This is a genomic window from Alkalihalobacillus pseudalcaliphilus, from assembly GCF_028610675.1.
Lineage (GTDB): Bacteria > Bacillota > Bacilli > Bacillales > Bacillaceae_D > Alkalihalobacillus > Alkalihalobacillus pseudalcaliphilus.
The window spans coordinates 1-19,677 of sequence record NZ_JAQQWS010000024.1 but is presented as its reverse complement, the minus strand read 5'-3'; the positions used below and the strand labels follow the sequence as shown (position 1 = coordinate 19,677).

The 19,677-nt window shown below is 38.3% G+C and carries 17 protein-coding genes, 1 tRNA gene, 1 other RNA gene and 1 other annotated feature; of the genes, 14 read left to right on the top strand and 5 right to left on the bottom strand.

What is annotated here, in order from left to right:
- Positions 1 to 356 precede the first annotated feature (356 nt).
- Positions 357 to 497 (top strand): hypothetical protein, encoded by a 141-nt coding sequence (locus PQ479_RS21610; protein WP_273717207.1) that lies wholly within the window; start codon positions 357 to 359, stop codon positions 495 to 497.
- 4 nt (positions 498 to 501) lie between these two features.
- Positions 502 to 810 carry a hypothetical protein gene (locus PQ479_RS21605; RefSeq protein WP_047990610.1) on the top strand — a complete coding sequence of 103 codons (309 nt, stop codon included), beginning with the start codon at positions 502 to 504 and terminating at the stop codon, positions 808 to 810.
- Between the two features lie 162 nt (positions 811 to 972).
- Here PQ479_RS21605 and PQ479_RS21600 read toward each other — a convergent pair whose 3' ends face one another.
- On the bottom strand, positions 973 to 1,917 hold the full coding sequence (locus PQ479_RS21600; RefSeq protein ID WP_047990609.1) for a YaaC family protein: 945 nt from the start codon (positions 1,915 to 1,917) through the stop codon (positions 973 to 975).
- 131 nt (positions 1,918 to 2,048) lie between these two features.
- On the opposite strand from PQ479_RS21600, the gene guaB reads away from it, so the two are divergent.
- From guaB to serS, 3 genes are all read left to right on the top strand, one after another.
- On the top strand, positions 2,049 to 3,506 hold the full coding sequence (guaB, locus tag PQ479_RS21595) for an IMP dehydrogenase (protein WP_047990608.1): 1,458 nt from the start codon (positions 2,049 to 2,051) through the stop codon (positions 3,504 to 3,506).
- Between the two features lie 151 nt (positions 3,507 to 3,657).
- Complete coding sequence (locus tag PQ479_RS21590; RefSeq protein WP_420535569.1) at positions 3,658 to 4,962, top strand: D-alanyl-D-alanine carboxypeptidase family protein; 1,305 nt, start codon at positions 3,658 to 3,660, stop codon at positions 4,960 to 4,962.
- A 107-nt stretch (positions 4,963 to 5,069) separates the two neighbouring features.
- Positions 5,070 to 5,303: a binding site (T-box leader), on the top strand.
- Between the two features lie 83 nt (positions 5,304 to 5,386).
- Entirely contained in the window at positions 5,387 to 6,667 is a 1,281-nt protein-coding gene (serS, locus tag PQ479_RS21585; RefSeq protein WP_047990607.1) for a serine--tRNA ligase, read from the top strand.
- A 1,982-nt stretch (positions 6,668 to 8,649) separates the two neighbouring features.
- Here the strand turns inward: serS and PQ479_RS21580 are convergent.
- From PQ479_RS21580 to nikC, 4 genes are read right to left on the bottom strand one after another with little or no spacing between them, the layout of a single operon-like run.
- Positions 8,650 to 9,663 (bottom strand): ABC transporter ATP-binding protein, encoded by a 1,014-nt coding sequence (locus PQ479_RS21580; protein WP_047990606.1) that lies wholly within the window; start codon positions 9,661 to 9,663, stop codon positions 8,650 to 8,652.
- A complete protein-coding gene (locus PQ479_RS21575) occupies positions 9,638 to 10,666 on the bottom strand; it encodes an ABC transporter ATP-binding protein (protein ID WP_047990605.1) in 1,029 nt (342 codons plus the stop codon). The genes PQ479_RS21580 and PQ479_RS21575 overlap by 26 nt, the downstream gene beginning before the upstream one ends.
- 26 nt (positions 10,667 to 10,692) lie before the next feature.
- A complete protein-coding gene (locus PQ479_RS21570; RefSeq protein ID WP_047990604.1) occupies positions 10,693 to 11,613 on the bottom strand; it encodes an ABC transporter permease in 921 nt (306 codons plus the stop codon).
- Positions 11,614 to 11,628: 15 nt separating this feature from the next.
- Positions 11,629 to 12,525: a nickel transporter permease gene (nikC, locus tag PQ479_RS21565; protein WP_047990603.1), complete on the bottom strand. Its 897-nt coding sequence runs from the start codon at positions 12,523 to 12,525 to the stop codon at positions 11,629 to 11,631.
- 312 nt (positions 12,526 to 12,837) lie between these two features.
- Here nikC and PQ479_RS21560 point away from each other — a divergent pair, with 312 nt between their 5' ends.
- The 9 genes from PQ479_RS21560 (at position 12,838) to PQ479_RS21520 (ending at position 19,031) form a co-directional block, all read left to right on the top strand.
- On the top strand, positions 12,838 to 14,433 hold the full coding sequence (locus PQ479_RS21560) for a glutathione ABC transporter substrate-binding protein (protein WP_047990602.1): 1,596 nt from the start codon (positions 12,838 to 12,840) through the stop codon (positions 14,431 to 14,433).
- 132 nt (positions 14,434 to 14,565) lie between these two features.
- Positions 14,566 to 14,658: transfer RNA gene (locus tag PQ479_RS21555), tRNA-Ser, on the top strand.
- Between the two features lie 72 nt (positions 14,659 to 14,730).
- Positions 14,731 to 15,240 (top strand): tRNA adenosine(34) deaminase TadA, encoded by a 510-nt coding sequence (tadA, locus tag PQ479_RS21550; RefSeq protein WP_273717205.1) that lies wholly within the window; start codon positions 14,731 to 14,733, stop codon positions 15,238 to 15,240.
- A 112-nt stretch (positions 15,241 to 15,352) separates the two neighbouring features.
- An RNA gene (ffs, locus tag PQ479_RS21545) (signal recognition particle sRNA large type) lies at positions 15,353 to 15,618 on the top strand.
- A gap of 215 nt (positions 15,619 to 15,833) precedes the next feature.
- On the top strand, positions 15,834 to 17,519 hold the full coding sequence (gene dnaX, locus PQ479_RS21540; RefSeq protein ID WP_047990600.1) for a DNA polymerase III subunit gamma/tau: 1,686 nt from the start codon (positions 15,834 to 15,836) through the stop codon (positions 17,517 to 17,519).
- Between the two features lie 10 nt (positions 17,520 to 17,529).
- A complete protein-coding gene (locus PQ479_RS21535) occupies positions 17,530 to 17,850 on the top strand; it encodes a YbaB/EbfC family nucleoid-associated protein (RefSeq protein WP_420535568.1) in 321 nt (106 codons plus the stop codon).
- An 11-nt stretch (positions 17,851 to 17,861) separates the two neighbouring features.
- The gene (recR, locus tag PQ479_RS21530) at positions 17,862 to 18,458 is read left to right on the top strand and encodes a recombination mediator RecR (protein ID WP_047990598.1); all 597 of its coding nucleotides are present in this window, start codon (positions 17,862 to 17,864) and stop codon (positions 18,456 to 18,458) included.
- A 15-nt stretch (positions 18,459 to 18,473) separates the two neighbouring features.
- Positions 18,474 to 18,695 (top strand): YaaL family protein, encoded by a 222-nt coding sequence (locus tag PQ479_RS21525; RefSeq protein ID WP_047990597.1) that lies wholly within the window; start codon positions 18,474 to 18,476, stop codon positions 18,693 to 18,695.
- A 72-nt stretch (positions 18,696 to 18,767) separates the two neighbouring features.
- On the top strand, positions 18,768 to 19,031 hold the full coding sequence (locus PQ479_RS21520) for a pro-sigmaK processing inhibitor BofA family protein (RefSeq protein WP_047990596.1): 264 nt from the start codon (positions 18,768 to 18,770) through the stop codon (positions 19,029 to 19,031).
- Positions 19,032 to 19,677 lie beyond the last annotated feature (646 nt).

The window sequence follows — 19,677 nt, the reverse complement described above, 5'->3', positions numbered from 1 at the left end:
GCTTTTTAATATGCATAAAGAGAATGCTCGGCGCAAAAGAGTGCTGGTTCGAAGAAGCAGCCCCTACGAAGCGAAGCACCCGAAACTGATCGAAGGAAGAAAACCAAGTGCGTCCGCGAGACGAATCGGTTCTCTTCGTGCGACCTCGTGAGAAACATCGGAGAAATAGCTTCATGCCCCACTTCCCCGAAGAAGAGAATCCGAGGAGTATGTCTTATAGGATAGGAAAATACTTTGTTACTTTTGTTCATAGCCTAAGACGATTAAAGATAAATACTGAAAAAAACTATAAAAGGTGTAACCTTACTTGCTGTAATTCGTCTTTAAAAATAGTATGAGTTTATGGGAGGCTTATCATGATTAACAGGGTGCGAGGATTTGTGAGTTGTATCGTATTGTTTTTACTTGTAGGTTGTATAAGTCAGAACAATAGCGAAGAGGTAGTAGCAAATGAGGTGAGTTTTGAGGAGAGAAGTAGCTATGAAGTAAAATGGTGAGTTATTGCTTTCTGTTAGTCCAGATCCTGGTTTTGTTGCGGGGAAGTCATTTGCTTATCTTTTTCATTTCAAAGCACCATTTCATACATTCGAGGGGAAAGAGCTGGCTATTTTTGCTGAACATCAAGACACACATGAGAGAATCGAAGTTGCCAATCCTAAAGTAATTACCTACCCCTCATGGGGGTATGAAGGGCTTGAGAGGCATATTGTTCAAATTAATATTCCATACGCTGGTATGTGGCGTTATATTATTGAAGTCGATGGTGAATTTTATGCCGATATTGTCCTGAAAGTAAGAGAGCCGTTGTAATAGCTAATTTAATTAAGGAATAAAACAATGCGTAGACTTCTACGAGTGGAAGGGTTGCGTTGAGTATACCCGATTAGAAGAATCGCATGGAATTATGAAAAACAAGGTGAGGAGTTTCCTTGTAATTCCATGAATTATCTTACCAAAATATAATATCAGATTTTAAACTAGCAATAACTCCGAAATGAGTTGGCTAGTTTTTATAGGTAGGATTTGTAGAAACTTAAGAATGATAGGGAAATCGGTTCCGTCATTATTTGTGATTAAGTCTGTCCACCATTCTGTTTCATAACGACAAATCATACTTAAATTGTATAGCAGTAAATAATGGCAAGCAATCTCTGGTAAATGAATATAATGGTCTTTATTAAGGTGGATGTACATTTTTTCATGTTGATCTTTTAAAAAAGGTGTTCTACTTTTGGTTTTGAGAGGTTGTGCTGAAAACGACAAGCCATCCTTTGTCTCAGTCAAGGAGAGGGGTTTTTTTAAGTTTAAATGGTTTTCTACATATTGGCTAAAACGATTTGCAGTCATATGATACTGATCCAAAATAAGGTTTGGAATAAGTAATGAGTGCTTTTCCAACTTTAATTGGATTGATAAAGGGGTATCATGTAATTGCTGGTAAAGAGTGTGGAGGTCAGCGATTTGGCTGACGAGTTCTTTCATCAAATATTTATCTCCCTCGACATGTTTCATGTGAAACAATTTTGCTAAAAAGTGTGGAAATAAGCCATTTCTTTGAAGCTTTACTTCATCTTCAAGAAATCGGTATGTTGTTTTTTTACGTTTACGTGTAGTAACGCCATGAGCTAGTACTTGAGTCGTTGCTGGATAGGTCGGATCCTTTGTTAAAATGGCTGCTTTTAGATATTGAATAAAACCATAAAACAATAATAATGGCTTAATTTCTAAAGGAGCTATTTCTGCTTGAGAATAATATATATTTCCTTGTTTTAAATAAGAGATAAAGGAGTTACATGTTGCATAGCTCATTTTTTCTGGAGAAGGTACCCCAGCTTGCTCATAATGCTTAGTAAGCTGTTTTCTAGAATAATCTGTTGATAAATAAGGTAAAAACTGGTTGTCTACATTTGGATTCATGCATTATCCCTCTCTATAATTAAATATTCAGAAATATTGTTTTAATTTCGTTGTCTTGACAGTAGTTTGCCCAATTGATAAGCTACTAATAATATTTTACGCAAAAAACCTGATTGGGAAGGGGAATTTGTATGTGGGAAAATAAATTTAATAAAGAAGGCTTAACGTTTGATGATGTATTGTTAACGCCAGCAAAATCAGAAATTTTACCGCGAGATGTATCGGTTAAGACGAAGTTATCTGAACATCTACAATTAAATATTCCTATAATTAGTGCAGGAATGGATACAGTGACTGAAGCCAAAATGGCGATTGCCATGGCACGCGAAGGTGGCTTAGGAATTATTCATAAGAATATGTCGATTGAGGAACAAGCGGAGAATGTAGACCGTGTAAAGCGTTCTGAGAGTGGGGTTATTACAAATCCATTCTTCTTAACACCTGATCGTCAAGTATTTGATGCTGAGCACTTAATGGGTAAATACAGAATTTCCGGTGTACCTATTGTCAATGAGAATCAAAAATTAGTAGGTATTTTAACCAATCGTGATTTACGTTTTATCGAAGACTATTCGATTCGTATTGATGAAGTCATGACAAAAGAGAATCTAGTGACAGCTCCAGTAGGAACGACTCTTCAAGAAGCTGAAAAAATTCTACAAAAGCATAAAATAGAAAAACTACCTCTTGTAGATGATGAAGGTACTCTAAAAGGTTTAATTACGATTAAAGATATAGAGAAAGTTATTGAGTTTCCTAACTCTGCCAAAGATAAACAAGGGCGTTTAGTAGTAGGGGCTGCTATTGGTGTAAGTGCTGATGCAGATATACGTATTGCTGCTCTAGTAGAGGCTGGTGTTGATGCTATCGTAATCGATACAGCTCATGGTCACTCTAAAGGGGTTCTTGATAAAGTAAGAGCAGTTAGAGAGCAATATCCTGAGTTAACCATTATTGCGGGGAATGTAGCAACTGCTGAGGCAACAAAAGATTTAATTGAAGCGGGCGCTAGTGTTGTAAAAGTCGGTATTGGACCGGGATCGATTTGTACAACACGTATTGTGGCAGGAATTGGTGTTCCACAAGTAACAGCTGTTTATGATTGTGCAACAGAAGCTCGTAAACATGGTGTACCGATTATTGCTGATGGTGGTATAAAATACTCTGGTGATATTACAAAAGCACTTGCTGCAGGCGGACATGCTGTCATGCTTGGAAGTTTATTAGCAGGAGTATCTGAAAGCCCCGGAGAAAGAGAAATCTATCAAGGTCGTCAATTTAAAGTATATCGTGGTATGGGTTCATTAGGTGCCATGGAAAAGGGCAGTAAGGACCGTTATTTCCAAGAGGATGCACAGAAGTTAGTCCCAGAAGGAATTGAAGGTCGTATTCCTTATAAAGGGCCGCTAGGAGATACCCTTCACCAATTAATTGGTGGCTTACGTGCAGGAATGGGGTACTGTGGTACGGCAACGTTAGATGATCTAAGAGATCAAGCTCAGTTTATTCGTATAACAGGTGCTGGTCTTCGTGAAAGCCATCCACATGATGTACAAATTACAAAAGAAGCACCTAACTATTCTTTGTAAAAAAATCACATAAAATCGTTATGAAATTGTAAAATAGATAGAGTGTTCTCTATCTATTTTTTTATGTATGATTATGATAAGATTAAACTTATGTGAAATGTTTTTTGGGGGTGTAGTCGTGAGCAAAAGCTCAACAAGAAAGTGGATTATCATGATGATGGCTATTGTTCTTGTCCTACCCATATTTGGACAAGCAAAGTCGGCCGAGGCTGCTTTTGATTTAGAAGCAGAAACAGCCATTTTAGTAGATGCAAAAACTGGAAAGATTTTATACCAGAAAGATATAGATAAAATACTACCAATTGCAAGTATGACTAAAATGATGAGTGAATATCTCATCTTAGAAGCATTAGCAGAAGGTACGATAACGAGCGATCAGACTGTACCTATTTCTGACCATGTCAGGGTATTATCATTAGAAACCAGTTTATCAAATGTACCTTTACGTCAAGATTATACATATACGGTTCAAGAGCTGTATGAATCTGTTGCTATTTATTCAGCCAATGCTTCAACGATTGCATTAGCAGAACTAATTGCTGGTTCAGAGACTGCATTTGTGAATATGATGAATGATAAAGCAGCTGAGTTAGGATTAGAGGACTATGAATTTGTTAATTCATCTGGTTTAAATAATAGTGATTTAAGAGGTAATCATCCAGAGGGAACGGGAGAAGACGCTGAGAATATGATGTCAGCCCGTGCGACTGCGCAGCTAGCATTTGCTCTTTTACGTGATTATCCAGAAGTATTGGAAACCGCTAGTATTCCAGTAAAAGAGTTTGATGCCGGTGAAAATGAGAGCATTACGATGCAGAACTGGAACTGGATGCTGCCAGGTATTGTACCGCAGCATGATTATGAAGGAATTGATGGATTAAAGACTGGATTTACTACAGCAGCAGGGAACTCATTTACAGGTACTGCTATTCGTGGTGATATGCGATTAATTTCAGTTGTTATGAGAACTGATACACGTGATGATCGATTTAATGAAACGGCCAAATTATTAGATTTTGGTTTTAATAATTTTGACTATGTAGAAGTAACGCCTGCTGGTTATATTCCAGAAGGTGAGGGAATGCTTAATGTGGCTTCAGGGAAAGAAAAAGAAGTTGCGATTTCAAGCACAGAGCCATTAGAAACGGTTGTCCGTAGAGGACAAGAGGATTCATATGAAGCTGTCTTATCTTTAGACAGTGAACAATTAAATGAAGATGGAAAAGTGGTTGCTCCATTTGAGGCAGGTACAGAAGTAGGAACATTAGGTATCCAGTTTACAGGTGAAGGTGAAGAGGAATACTTATTCTCGTCTGATAGTGCCTCTGTTCCTGTAGCAACTGATCAAGCTGTTGAAAAAGCAGGATGGTTTTCAATGATGATGCGTGGCATTGGCGGATTTTTCTCAGGAATATGGAACTCTGCTGTGGAAACTGTACAAGGTTGGTTGAGCTAATTTCTTATTGAGTGTATAAAGTAAACGAAAGAAGGAAATTCTTAGAAAGAATAATTGACAAGCAATGGAAAGTCCATTATTATCTTTGTAAGAGTTTTAAATAAGCTGATTTAGTGTTGATAGGAACTAGTATAAGATTTGCTTTGTTTTTAGAGAGCTGGTGGTTGCTGAAAACCAGTCAAAGCTGTCTTAGAATCCATCCTGGAGCTAGCTAGTAGAACGTATTGAGTAGATATGGAAACTAGTTCGGTAAGAGGCCGTTATCTCTTTTAAGCTGGCATTGTCTTCGTGAACAATGCAATTTGGGTGGCAACGCGGGTATAAAATAACTCGTCCCTTTTCCCTTTTCATAGGGGGAAAAGGGACTTTTTTTGTTATTAAAAAGGTTTAACCTTTTTAAATAGATTAATTAGGAGGTAGTCATATGCTTGATATTAAACGATTACGTAATGATTTTAGTCAAATAAAAGAAAAGTTGCAAACAAGAGGAGAAGACATCTCGGGGCTTGATCAATTTGAGTCATTTGATGAAAAAAGAAGGTCTCTTATTGTAGAGGTGGAACAGTTAAAAAGTCGACGTAATGAGGTTTCTCAAGAAGTTGCCCAGTTAAAGCGAGCGAAAGAGGACGCGGATCATTTGATTACTGAAATGAAGGAAGTATCTGAACGTGTTAAAGGTTTGGATGAGGAGTTACGGAAAGTTGAAGCTGATTTAGATCATTTATTATTAACGATTCCCAATGTACCACATGAAAGTGTACCAATTGGGGAAACCGAGGATGATAATGTTGAAATAAGAAAGTGGAAGGAAACCCCTGCATTTGATTTTGAAGCGAAGGCACATTGGGATATTGCCGTAGACTTGGAACTTGCCGATTTTGAGCGAGGAGCTAAGGTGACGGGAAGTCGATTTACTTTCTATAAAGGTCAGGGAGCACGCTTAGAACGTGCTTTAATTAACTTTATGATGGACTTACATGAGGACGAGCATGGATATGTCGAGTTACTACCACCATATATGGTTAATCGTGCAAGTATGACAGGGACAGGGCAATTACCTAAATTTGAAGAAGATGCTTTTAAAATCCGTGAAGAGGATTATTTCTTAATTCCAACTGCGGAGGTTCCTGTAACTAATTATCACCGTGATGAAATTGTTAAAGCTGAGCAATTACCGATTGCTTATACAGCATACAGTGCCAATTTCCGTTCTGAGGCAGGCTCTGCAGGACGTGATACGAGAGGATTAATTCGTCAGCATCAATTTAATAAAGTAGAGCTAGTCCGTTTTGTAAAGCCGGAAGATTCTTATGAGCAACTTGAATTATTGACTTCTCATGCCGAGAAGGTTTTACAGCTTTTAGGGTTACCATATCGTGTTTTAAGCATGTGCAGTGCGGATTTAGGTTTTACTGCAGCAAAGAAATATGACTTAGAAGTGTGGCTACCGAGTTATGGGGAGTATAAGGAGATTTCTTCATGCAGTAACTTTGAAGATTTCCAAGCTAGAAGAGCGAATATTAAATTTAGACGCGAGGCAAAAGGGAAGCCGGAGTTTGTTCATACGTTGAATGGTTCTGGATTAGCGGTTGGTCGGACTGTTGCAGCAATTCTTGAAAATTATCAGCAAGCAGACGGTACCGTTTTAATTCCAGAAGTGTTAAGACCTTATATGGGTAATAAAGAATATATAACAAATAAATAATAATGATGGATCTGCCTGATTGGGGGCAGGTCTTTTATTATTTTTTGGGAAATAAAAGCAGTTCTTTATATGAAAGTTAGTGCTAATGCTCATGTATGTTGACCTTTCGGTCTTTGTTTTTGGTCCGTTTTTGAAAATCGAAATCGCCTTATCAGATGAATGAATTCTTCTGAATGGCGGTTTCGATTTTCAAAACTTCACGCGAGCGTGAAGTAGCCAAGCGATCTTGGCTAACGGTCCAAAAACACTTGGATATTAGAAGCTATCCTGATGGGTTACTACTCTCTCTTTTTTTGTTGTTTGTGGCTGTTTGTGCGGTGCGCTGAATTTTTTTGGAAAGCCCTTACGGGCAACTTCCAAAAAGTGGCGGGGCTACGGCATAATATGAGAATCCTCAAAACCGTTTATGAATGGAAAGCCACCAGTTAATGAGCGAAACCATACTTTCATATTTGCTGGTGGCGATGTGAATCTGTTTCATTATGAAAGTTGGTGATTGCCTTTAGCATTTCGGCTCTTCATTCACTTTGGTCTTGTTTTTTTATATTTGTTGTAAGAATGATTTTAAATTTGAGAATGAGCGGTACTCAGCGGACGAAAATATGCGGAGACTCCGTTGGGACGTAATGGCAGAGCTGAAATCCGCTGGCTACGCCAATTAGCTCCGCGCCACGTGATTGTTGCGGAGCATGATTTTTGGTAGCGGTAAGTATAGAGCCTCATATGAGTATCAACAAACATGAAGTGACGTTTACCTGTGATTGGTGGTTCTTCTTTCACTTTTGTTATCTTCTTTTTATTTTAATAAATGTTGTGAGAATGTTTTCATAAATTGAGATTCAGCAGTAGCCAGCGGACGAAAATATGCGGAGACTCCGTTGGGACGTAATGGCAGAGCTGAAATCCGCTAGCTGTGCCAGTTAGCTCAGCGCCACCCCGCAGGACGCGGAGCATAATTTTCGGTAGCGGCGAGCAACGCACCATGTTCGCACTAACTTCCATACAAAATAAATGAAAAGCCAACAACAATCAAAGAACAAAATTGTAGCTTCATTTTGTATGAAACATGTACTGCTGGAACTTTTGGACTTGCAGGGCTAATATTGGAGCAGTTCTAGTTTGTTACGAATTTAATAGGGTTAATGATCATAAATAAGAAAAAAGAAATGGTACTAACAAAACCAAGATAATACCAATTGTAAAAATAAAAATTAATTTAAGCATGCTTTTCTTCACTTCTTTTTCCAAAATAGCACCCCCTAATAAGAATAAAAAGATCTAACAATTCAAATAAAACGTAACACATATTCTGAATTTTATAAATATAAATGCAGGATTTAAAATAAATAGAGTCTCCACTCCTTGGAGAAAGCCTCTCTAAGTAGAAGTTCTCATTTTTATTCCTTGGATATAAATGACGGATATTTAAGAAAACCAATGAAGCATAGAAGCCTTTTGTAGATGGCTCTGGCTTTATAAGATGATTTTCAGCTGCATGATATTTGGCGGCTACTTATTCATTTTGGTTTTATTTTTTTCATCTTAATGAATGTTGTAAGAGTTTTTATGAGCAGTACCCGCAGGACGCAGGCATAATTTCCGGTAGCGGCGAGTAACTCCGCATTCCAGCATCAACAACTTCCATACAAAACACTCATGGCGAGCAAATTCACTTTGCACCAACAAAGATGAAAGTAGGGGGTTTGCTTTTATCTTACTGGCTTTTGTTACTTTTCATTCATTTATTTTTGTATGAGAAGTGTACAAAACAAGAAGCCTGCACCAACCCGAGCGGAGGGAATGGGGGCCGACTCCTGCAGGAGGAGAGGGCAGGCTGAGATCCAGCGGCGTAGCCGATTAGCTCAGCGCCCGCCTGCGGAAAGCGTGCCCCCATTCCCGTAGCGATCTTCGAAGGGATAAACTATCATCTTTAGTACACTTCCATACAAAAAGCCCCACTTTTCTCAAAGTAGGGCGGTTGTTTATACGTAATTAGGTTCTTTAGTACCTGCTTTAATTTCCTCCATGTAGTGACATGCGGCTTGATGTCCTTCTTTCATGAAGTCTGTTGTGCGTAATTCTGGTGTTTCTTCTTTACATTTATCTGTCGCGAAAGGACAGCGTGTATGGAAGCGGCAGCCCTTTGGTGGATCGATTGGGGAAGGAACATCACCTTTAAGAATGATTCGGTCCTTCTTTCCTTCAGGGTCGGTTGAAGGAATGGCGGATAATAACGCCTTTGTATAAGGATGTTGAGGGTTCGTAAATAAAGATTTTTTATCAGCGATCTCCACAATACGTCCTAAATACATAACAATAACACGATCAGAAATATGACGTACGACACCTAAATCATGAGAAATGAATAAGTACGTGAGTTTAAAGTCTTTTTGTAGCTTCTTTAAAAGATTAATGACTTGTGCTTGAATCGATACATCAAGTGCCGATACAGCTTCATCACAAATAATGAGCTTAGGATCGACCGTTAAGGCACGAGCGATTCCGACACGCTGACGTTGTCCACCACTGAATTCATGTGGGAAACGATCAATTTGATGTGAACCTAGACCAACCGTTTGCATAAGCTCACGAATACGTGCTTCTCTTTTTTCTTTTGGTAGAACATCTTGAATAATCATCGCTTCTTCTAAAATTTGACGAACCGTTTGGCGAGGGTTAATCGAAGCATAAGGATCTTGGAAAATGATTTGTAAATCTTTTCTCTTCTTACGCATATTACGTTTACTAATAGTAAGTAAATCCTCACCATCAAATTCAATTTTACCAGCTGTAGGTTCGTCTAGGCGAAGGATGGCCCTACCTGTCGTTGATTTACCACAACCAGATTCACCAACAATCGATACGGTTTCACCTTCATAAATGGTAAAAGATACATCATCGACGGCTTTAACGTGATTAACTGTTCGGCCTAAAAGACCGCCTTTAATCGGGAAATATTGTTTTAAATTCTCAACTTTGAGCAGTTCTTTTTTCATGAACGTTCACCTCCGGGTTGCCATCCCACTTATCTGAATAGATCCAACAGCGAATTTGATTGCCATTTTCATCTTCTTCTAAGTCAGGAAGCTCTTTACATATATCACTTGCAAATGCACAACGCGGAGCGAAGCGGCATCCTGTCGGCATTTCAGCTGGACTTGGGACAGAGCCAGGGATAATTTCTAAATCGCCTTCCACATCCTCATCGTGTTTAGGAAGAGAATTCAATAAACCAACTGTATATGGGTGACGTGGGTTGTTAAATAGATCTTTGACAGATGCATACTCGACGACTTTACCACAATACATAACAGCTACATAATCACAGGTTTCGGCTACAACACCTAAGTCATGTGTAATCATGATGATCGACATACCTAAACGTTCTTGTAAGTCCTTCATTAATTCAAGAATCTGTGCTTGAATGGTTACATCAAGGGCAGTCGTTGGTTCATCAGCAATTAGTAGCTGCGGATTACAGGCTAAAGCCATAGCAATCATGACACGTTGACGCATACCACCAGATAATTCAAATGGATATTGATCGACACGTTTCTCTGGTGATGGGATACCTACGAGCTTAAGCATGTCAATCGAGCGTTTTTTGGCTTCTTTTTTGTTTAATTTTTCATGGATTTGAAAAGACTCACCGATTTGTTGACCTACTGTGTAAACAGGATTTAGAGATGTCATCGGTTCCTGGAAAATCATTGAAATTTCATTTCCACGAATTTTTCTCATTTGTGCTTCGGATTTATCTAAAAGATTTTCTCCATTAAAGATAATCTCGCCGCCCTTAACTTTCCCTGGGTTTTGTAATAAGCGTAGAATCGATAGAGAAGTAATACTTTTTCCTGAACCGGATTCCCCTACAATGCCTAGGGTTTTACCTTTAGGTACTTTAAAGGATACGCCATCTACTGCTTTTACTTCTAAATCACTCATATAAAAAGATGTTTGTAATTGGCGAACATCTAAAATCGTTTCATTTTTACTCATTATTTCACTCCCTTTCCTAAAAAGGCCTAATCTAAATCAATACGTTTATTTAGAACTCTATAAAGAACATCGACTACTAGATTAACTAATACAAATAGTAGTGATACGACTAATACCGTTCCTTGAACAATTGGGAAGTCACGAGCTAGGATCGCATCAATCATTAAACGTCCCATTCCGTTAATGGCGAAAATTTGCTCTGTGATAACTGTTCCTCCAAGGAGGGATCCAAAGGATAAACCAACAACAGTAACAACAGGAATCATCGCATTTTTTAAAGCGTGTCTATAAACAACAACTTGTTCTTTAACTCCTTTGGCACGAGCAGTTCTAATATAATCTTGGCCAATAACTTCTAGCATACTTGAGCGTGTCATCCGGGCGATAATGGCTGCACCAGATGTACCGAGTGTAATTACTGGCAGAACCATTGATTGGAAGTCACCCCAACCAGAAGGAGAAAACCACATAAAGTCTACAGCTAAATATTTGATTAACATTAATCCGAGCCAGAAGTTAGGCATGGATAGTCCAAATAAAGCAATTAACATAATACCAGAATCAACAAATGTATTATGTCTTGTCGCAGAAATAACTCCTGCAATAAGTCCTAAAAATACACTTAATATCGTACTATATATGGCTAATTCAACCGTTGTCCAAAAACGTAAGGAAATTTCATCTGTTACAGAACGTCCACTTCGAAGGGAGTCTCCTAAGTCACCTTGAACAGCACCACTAATGAAGTTCCAGTATTGAACAACAATTGGATCATTTAAGCCTAAGCGTTCTCTCATTTGTTCAATTTGTTCAGTTGTAGCACTTTCTCCAGCAATAATTTGTGCGGGATCACCTGGGATTAAAAACATTAAACTAAATACAACGATAGATACACCGATCAGTACTGGTATCGTTTGAATAAGTCGGCGAATAATAAATTTAAACAAAGTAGGTCCTCCTTTCTAGGCTTTCATTTTTGGATCAAGGGCATCTCTTAATCCATCACCGAAAATATTAAAGGCTAGTACAACAATAACAATCATCATACCAGGGAAAAAAGCAACATGACCTGCTTGATATAAATAAGCTCGTCCATCACTTAACATCGCTCCCCACTCTGGTGATGGTGGTTGTGCACCAAGTCCGATAAAGGATAAACCACTTGCAGATAAAATCGCTGTGGCAATACTTAGAGTTGTTTGAACAATAAGAGGCGATGTAACATTCGGTAAAATATGTTTAAAGATAATTCTTGAATCACTTGCACCTAATGCTTTTACCGCATCAATATATTCTAATTTACGAACAGATAACGTTGAACCCCGGGCAATTCTTGCAAAGACAGGTACCGAGAAAATCGCAACGGCAATGATTACATTTTCAATAGAAGGTCCGAGTACTGAGACGATTGCTAAAGCTAGTAAAATACCAGGGAACGCCAGTAGTACATCCATGATTCTCATAATGAAGTTATCAAGTCTGCCACCATAGTATCCGGAAACAATACCAATGGTAGTACCGATAATGGCACTGGCAAATACGGAGGCGAAACCAATCATTAATGTAATACCCATACCGTGAATAATTCGACTAAAGATATCACGTCCGTGATGATCGGTGCCAAACCAATGGTCAGCAGATGGTGGTGCTAGTTTTACTTGGTAATTCGTTTGACCAGGATCATAAGGGGTAAAGTAAGGTCCGATGATTGCGACAATTATGAACAAAAGAACTAAAATTCCACCAAACATGGCAGCTCTGTTTTTCCGAAGCTTCTTATAGAATATCTTCCAGCTCTCTATTCTAGGATTAATAGAAGGTGGATTCGAGGTAGAAGGGTTATTCACTTCTTGACTCATATGTTATTCATCCTTTCTTATTAAAAATTGAAACTTTTTCAACAATATCTTTTTGCGTATATACCGAATGATTATAGCATGATAAATAATATTAAAAAAATAAAAAAATCTTGGGAAAATATCTATTCATTTGAATAATCAAATTATAAATATATCGATATATCCTTAATTTAACAGTATTTACAATTAGTTTTTATTGATTATTCAATTAATTATTTTATTCATAAAAACTTGTAAAAAGGTCATTAATAAGTTATATTGATATTGTAATTTTAAAGAAAATTGCAAAAGAACATTGGAGGGAAAGTAGAAGTGAAAATGTCAAAAAATTCTATTATATTCTTTATACTTATTTCATTTCTTAGTATTGCTTTAGTAGCTTGTGGATCAGGAAACAATGATTCTGATTCTAGTACTGGAACAGGTGCTGAGGGAGGAATACTTATTATTGATGAAATGTCTGATGCTGTATCGATGGACCCACACGGTTCTAACGACGCGACTTCAGCGAATGTATACTATAATATCTATGAAACATTAGTTGTTCAGGATATGGAGATGAATCTTCAACCAGGATTAGCAACTGAGTGGTTTCAAGATGAAGAAGATCCAACTCGTTGGGAGTTCTCTTTACGTGAAGGTGTTAAATTCCACGATGGCTCAGACTTTAATGCGGATGTTGTAAAAGCGAATTTAGATCGTGTTTTAGATTCTGATATTGGGTCACCTCGTGCTTTCTTGTATAATATGATTACTGAAATCAATATTCTTGATGAATATACCGTTGAATTTATTACGGAATATCCTTATGCACCACTAGCAGCAAACTTAGCACATAATGGTGGTAGCATGATGTCAGCAGAGTTAATCCAAGCTGATTATGATGCTGTTGAAAATAATGGAAGAGATTATGGTGCAGTGATTAACGAAGGCCCAATCGGTACAGGTTATTTTAAGTTTGAAAACTGGACACCTGGTGAGGAACTTAATTTAACTCGTAATGAAGATTACTGGGGTGAAAAAGCGAAATTAGACGGTGTCAAATTCCGTGTTATTTCAGAGGCTGCCACTCGTGTAGCGAATTTACGTACAGGAAGCTCACATATTTCGCATCCAATTAGCCCGTCTAATATTGGAGAAGTGGAAGCAACTCCGGAATTAGAACTTATTCGTACACCATCCGTATCATTATCTTATTTTGGGTTTAATATGGATAAAGAGCCATTTGATGATGTGAGAGTCCGTCAAGCGATCTCGATGGCTATTAATAAAGATGATATTATTTATGGTATTTATGAAGGTGCGGGGATCCCTGCGATTAGTCCGGTTCCACCTTCTGTCTTTGGTTATAGTGATAACGTAGAAGGTCTTGAGTATAACGTGGACCGTGCTAAGGAATTATTAGCAGAAGCTGGTTACGAAAATGGTTTCTCGACTACAATTTGGACAAATGATAGCCCTGAGCGTTACGATGCGGCTATTAATGTACAAGCACAATTAAAAGAAATTGGTATTGACGTTGAAATTGTTCAACGTGAGTGGGGCGCTTATTTATCTCAAACAACAAACGGCGAGCATGATATGTTTGTATTAGGTTGGTCAACCGTTACAGGTGATGCGGATTATAGCATGTATGCTTTATTCCATTCAAGTCAACACGGGGCACCTGGTAACCGTACATTCATTGCTAACGATGAATTAGATGAATTATTAGAACAAGCGCGTCGTAGCTCCGATGAGCAAGAGCGTATCGAATTATATGAGCGTGCGCAGGAAATTCTTGTAGAAGAAGCACCGATGATTTATGTACATCACCAAGAGTATTTATTATCTCATCGTAGTGAAGTACAAGGGTTGCTGCAAACACCAACAGATATTTTATTATTAAATGAAGTAACGATTAACTAGTTTGAAAAAGTGGCTTCAGAGGGATATACCTCTGGAGCTTTTATTTGGATTTAGTCCCTTAATAAAAAAATACTAGAAAAATCTTGCATTACTTTTTCAATCATGATACTATATTCCTTGTCAACAAATTACGGAGGAATACCCAAGTCCGGCTGAAGGGATCGGTCTTGAAAACCGACAGGCGGGTTAAACCGCGCGGGGGTTCGAATCCCTCTTCCTCCGCCATAATATGACATTCAACACTGCCTAGTAGGTGGTGTTTTTTTATTGGTTTTTGTACAATGAAGGTATAATAGAATGAAAAGTAAGGTGTTAGTTATGGGTGATGATGTAAAATGGATGAAATTAGCATTAGAAGAGGCGGCGAAAGCAGAGCAATTAGGAGAGGTACCAATTGGAGCTGTGATTGTCAAAAATAACGAGCTTATTTCGACTGGTTATAATCGTCGTGAAGTCGATGCGCAGGCAACCGCACATGCTGAATTGATAGCTATTGAAGAGGCTTGTAAGCAATTGAGCGCATGGCGCTTAACCGGCTGCACGTTGTATGTGACGTTAGAGCCTTGCCCAATGTGTGCGGGTGCTATAATTCAAGCTCGATTGGATAAAGTTGTTTACGGTGCTGCTGATCAAAAGGCAGGCTGTGCCGGTAGTTTAATGAATTTGTTACAGGATCAACGTTTTAACCATCAAACAGACGTCGTAGCTGGTTGTTTGCAGGAGGAGTGTGGAAGTCGCTTATCCCATTTCTTTCAGGAATTAAGGAAAAAGAAAAAAGCGTTAAAGGGATTAAGCAAAAATGAGTAAGGTAGGCATCTATTAATATAGAAGAAACTCGTACCCCTTGCATTTTTTTATAAAAACCACTATACTAAATTATGCGTCGCTTTAAGACGCTATGAATATGTTATTCAATTTGCCGTGCTAGACGGGGAGGTAGCGGTGCCCTGTACTCGCAATCCGCTATAGCGAGGTTGAATTCCTTTTTGAGGTTTTACCATCGTTTGGTCTGACCTAAGCAAGTGGTGTTGACGTTTGGGTTCTGCGCAACGGAAACTCATGAACCCTGTCAGGTCCGGAAGGAAGCAGCAGTAAGTGAATCCTTCCGTGTGCCGCAGAGTCGCCTGGGCTGAGCTAACTACTTAGGTAACGCTTAGGGTGGTACTATCGAGAAAAGGTGCACGGTATCAAATTTTATATAAGAGAAAAGAACGCAGTGATAAGCTGTGTTCTTTTTTCGCATAAAGAAACGAATTGAATAGAAGGGCTGAGAGGGTCAATCGTTTACGCCACTTATGAAGTCCAGCTCATTGACAGAAGTCTTTTATTTGTTTTTGAATTGTGGTGCTTTCAAGGATATAATAATAGTAGAGAAATGAGTGTGGGAAGGAGGGGAATGTATGAGCTATCAAGCTTTATATCGAGTCTGGCGACCGCAGCTATTGAAGGATGTTGTTGGACAGACCCATATCACGAAAACATTACAAAACGCCCTTGTACATAATCGGTTTGCTCATGCCTATTTATTTTCAGGGCCAAGAGGAACTGGGAAAACAAGTGCAGCAAAAATTATATCTAAAGCAATTAATTGTGAGCAAGCACCGGTGGCAGAGCCGTGTAATGAATGTCGTGCCTGTAAAGGAATTACGGATGGTTCAATTGTTGATGTAATTGAGATTGATGCGGCATCCAATAATGGGGTCGATGAGATTCGCGATATTCGTGATAAAGTAAAATTCGCACCTAATGAAGTGCGTTATAAAGTGTATATAATTGATGAGGTTCATATGCTTTCTACGGGAGCCTTTAATGCTTTATTGAAAACACTGGAAGAACCTCCTGCGCATGTAATTTTTATTTTAGCGACAACGGAACCTCATAAAATCCCGTTGACGATTTTATCAAGATGTCAACGCTTTGATTTTAAGAGGATCACGCATGAAGCGATCGTTGGTCGTATGGAAGAAATTTTAGACCATGATCATGTTGAGGCTGAACAGGATGCTTTAATGTTAATTGCTAGAGCGGCTGATGGTGGGATGAGAGATGCATTAAGTTTGTTAGACCAGGCGATTTCTTTTGCAGAAGAGAAACTTGAGGTCGATGATGTTTTACTAATAACGGGTGCTGTATCTGAAAGAGTTTTAGCTGATCTAGTTGCAGCTATTAAAGAAAAAGAAACGGCGCAGGCATTAAATCTTCTGCAACAACTTCTGCAGGATGGAAAAGATCCGCATAGGCTAATGGAGGATCTGATCTACTTTTTCCGTGATCTATTATTATTTAAAACAGCTCCAAAGGTTGAGCATTTATTAGAAAGAGCGAAGGTTGATGACCGTTTCAAGCAGATGGTCGAACAGTTATCCCTAAACTACTTGTATGAAGCGATAGAAGTTTTGAATTCAAGTCAACAAGAAATGAAATGGTCTATTCATTCAAAAGTATTTCTAGAAATGTCGCTCATTAAGTTGATTAACTTGAATGAAGCAGCTGCTCGTGTTCAACTAGAGACTTCAGCTGAATCACAGTCTTCTCCATTAAATGCAAAGGTTAAAGAGCTTGAACAAGCTTTGAAAAAATTACAAAGTGGAGTGGTAACACCAGTAGCAGAGGCTGCGCCAAACAAGCAAAGGAAGGTTCGTAAGCCACCACCTCAAACACGTGCGTCTATATCAAAGGCAACGGAATTGTTGAAGTCAGCGAATAAGAATAGTCTACAAACAATTGTTGGTAAATGGGGCACAGTGATGGAGCGTGTCAAAGCACAGAACATGCCAGCGGGTGCTTGGTTAAGTGATGGTCAGCCTGTTGCTGCATCAGAATCGATGTTGTTGTTAGCATTCCAAAATGAGATGCACCGTGATATGATGGATACGAAGTTCCGTGATTTTTTAGAAGGTGTACTGAGTGAGCAGTTTGGTACTTCATATAGTTATGTCACATTATTAAGCAATCAATGGGAAAAAGTGAAGCAGGATTATTTAAAGGGACAGAAAACTTCTGATGAAGGGGTTGCTCAGTCAGATCCACTCGTTGATGAAGCGTTAAAAATGTTTGGCGATGAAATCGTTGAGGTAATTGATTAAATAAAAGGAGATGAACACGATGAAAAACATGGGTAATATGATGAAACAAATGCAGAAAATGCAAAAGCAAATGATGAAGGCACAGGAAGAGTTAAAAGAAAAGACAGTTGAAGCTACAGCAGGTGGCGGTATGGTGACGGTCATCGCAAGTGGTGATAAAAGAATTATTGATGTAAAAATTAACGAAGATGTTGTAGACCCTGACGATGTTGATATGTTACAAGATTTAATTTTAGCGGCTACTAATGAAGCGTTAAAGCAAGTGGATGAGTTAGTAGAGCAAGATATGGGTAAATTCACTAAAGGGATGAATATTCCTGGAATGTTCTAGGAGGATAAACATTGCAATATCCTGAACCGATAGCGAAATTAATAGAAGGTTTTATGAAGTTGCCAGGTATTGGACCGAAAACAGCAAGTCGTTTAGCTTTTTTTGTGTTAGATATGAAGGAAGATGATGTCTTAGATTTTGCGAAAGCTCTTGTGAATGCGAAAAGACAATTAACTTATTGTAGTGAATGTCACCATATTACAGATATTGACCCGTGCAGAATTTGTGAAGATAAGGCAAGGGATCGTTCAGTTATTTGTGTGGTACAAGAATCTAAGGATGTTATTGCTATGGAAAAAATGAAAGACTATCACGGCTTATACCATGTCCTGCACGGAGCCATTTCACCAATGGATGGAATTGGTCCAGAAGATATTAAAGTACCTGAGTTATTAAAAAGATTACAGAATGATGAGATTCAAGAGATTATCATTGCTACCAATCCAACGATTGAAGGAGAGGCGACGGCTATGTATATTTCGAGATTAGTGAAACCAACTGGTATTAAAGTTACACGTATTGCACATGGGTTACCAGTAGGTGGCGATTTGGAATATGCAGATGAAGTGACGCTATCTAAGGCGATGGAAGGTAGAAGAGAGCTGTAAGGTGGTCGATAAGTGATGTTGTTTCGAAAAAAAGGGAAACTTCGTCAAGGTGAGGATGAACGTCTACTACAGACGATTGACCGTATGAAGCAAAAATATGATAATCATCGTCATTATTTAGAACATAGCTTTGATCCTTCAGAGGATGCGGTTAAACAGATGAGGTTGGTTGAGTCACTGTATTCATTTTTACTTCGAGAAGCTCGTATACGAAATGTGAGGAAGAACAGACTTTAATGTTTGTTCTTTTTTTCTTATTTCTATCATATGTTAGTAAAAAGTAGACGAGCTTAATGTTGAGGTGAGATTATGAGTCCGGGGTGGATTATTGGAATTATTTTAGGTTTGGTTTTATTGTTGCTTTTGGTAGGGGCACCTGTTAAACCATTACGGTTTATTGGGCAATTATCGGTTCGTTTTATTGTCGGAGCATTATTATTGTTTCTTATTAATGTGGTAGGTTCTTCTTTTAATTTTCACATCCCGATAAATGGTGTGACGGCGTCTGTTTCTGGAATATTAGGTGTCCCAGGTGTTGTGATGTTGGTACTTGTGAAGCAATTTATTTTGTAGATCTACTTGTTTTTCCTAGACCCCAGTTATATACTGGGTTTTTTGGTATGAAAGCTCTATGTGTTGTGCTCATTTCAAGATAGTTTGACATTTCGGTTTTCAAAACTTTAAGCAAATGCGTGAAGTAGCCAAGCGAACTTAGCTAAAGGTCCAAAAACACTTGGATGTTGGATACTAACCCTGATGAGTAATTACTCTCTTTTTTTTGTTGGTGGCTGGTTGTGTGGTGCACTGAATCTTTTTGGGCAAAAAGGTAGACTTACTTCGTGTTTTGGGGAGAGGATTATGTGAGTTTTTTATAGCAGCTTTTAAATACTAACTTGCATTCATGTGCTCAACTTATATAGATATGTAGAAGAATAATAAAGCGAGTGAAAGAAGAAGTCGACCATAAAATTAACTCGAAGAAGCATTTGTCTCGTCTTTTTAAATTAATTTCAACTTTTTTATAAAAAAGTATTGCATTAAAATGTTTTATTATGATATATTATTAAACGTCGCTAAGACATCAGCCTTTGAAGCCTTCTTAATTAAGAAGCTAACGGTTAAAAACTTTTTAAAAAAAGTGGTTGACTCAGAATGCTGAAAATGATATATTAGATAAGTCGCCAATGAGCGATAAAAAGTTCTTTGAAAACTGAACAAA

What these genes read in the sequence shown, in the direction of transcription:
- PQ479_RS21610 (WP_273717207.1), top strand. Translation starts at nt 357, where the DNA reads ATGATTAACAGGGTGCGAGGATTTGTGAGTTGTATCGTATTGTTTTTA.
- PQ479_RS21600 (WP_047990609.1), bottom strand. Translation starts at nt 1,917, where the DNA reads ATGAATCCAAATGTAGACAACCAGTTTTTACCTTATTTATCAACAGAT.
- guaB (WP_047990608.1), top strand. Translation starts at nt 2,049, where the DNA reads ATGTGGGAAAATAAATTTAATAAAGAAGGCTTAACGTTTGATGATGTA.
- PQ479_RS21590 (WP_420535569.1), top strand. Translation starts at nt 3,658, where the DNA reads ATGATGATGGCTATTGTTCTTGTCCTACCCATATTTGGACAAGCAAAG.
- serS (WP_047990607.1), top strand. Translation starts at nt 5,387, where the DNA reads ATGCTTGATATTAAACGATTACGTAATGATTTTAGTCAAATAAAAGAA.
- PQ479_RS21580 (WP_047990606.1), bottom strand. Translation starts at nt 9,663, where the DNA reads ATGAAAAAAGAACTGCTCAAAGTTGAGAATTTAAAACAATATTTCCCG.
- PQ479_RS21575 (WP_047990605.1), bottom strand. Translation starts at nt 10,666, where the DNA reads ATGAGTAAAAATGAAACGATTTTAGATGTTCGCCAATTACAAACATCT.
- nikC (WP_047990603.1), bottom strand. Translation starts at nt 12,525, where the DNA reads ATGAGTCAAGAAGTGAATAACCCTTCTACCTCGAATCCACCTTCTATT.
- tadA (WP_273717205.1), top strand. Translation starts at nt 14,731, where the DNA reads ATGAAAAGTAAGGTGTTAGTTATGGGTGATGATGTAAAATGGATGAAA.
- dnaX (WP_047990600.1), top strand. Translation starts at nt 15,834, where the DNA reads ATGAGCTATCAAGCTTTATATCGAGTCTGGCGACCGCAGCTATTGAAG.
- PQ479_RS21535 (WP_420535568.1), top strand. Translation starts at nt 17,530, where the DNA reads ATGAACACGATGAAAAACATGGGTAATATGATGAAACAAATGCAGAAA.
- PQ479_RS21525 (WP_047990597.1), top strand. Translation starts at nt 18,474, where the DNA reads ATGTTGTTTCGAAAAAAAGGGAAACTTCGTCAAGGTGAGGATGAACGT.
- PQ479_RS21520 (WP_047990596.1), top strand. Translation starts at nt 18,768, where the DNA reads ATGAGTCCGGGGTGGATTATTGGAATTATTTTAGGTTTGGTTTTATTG.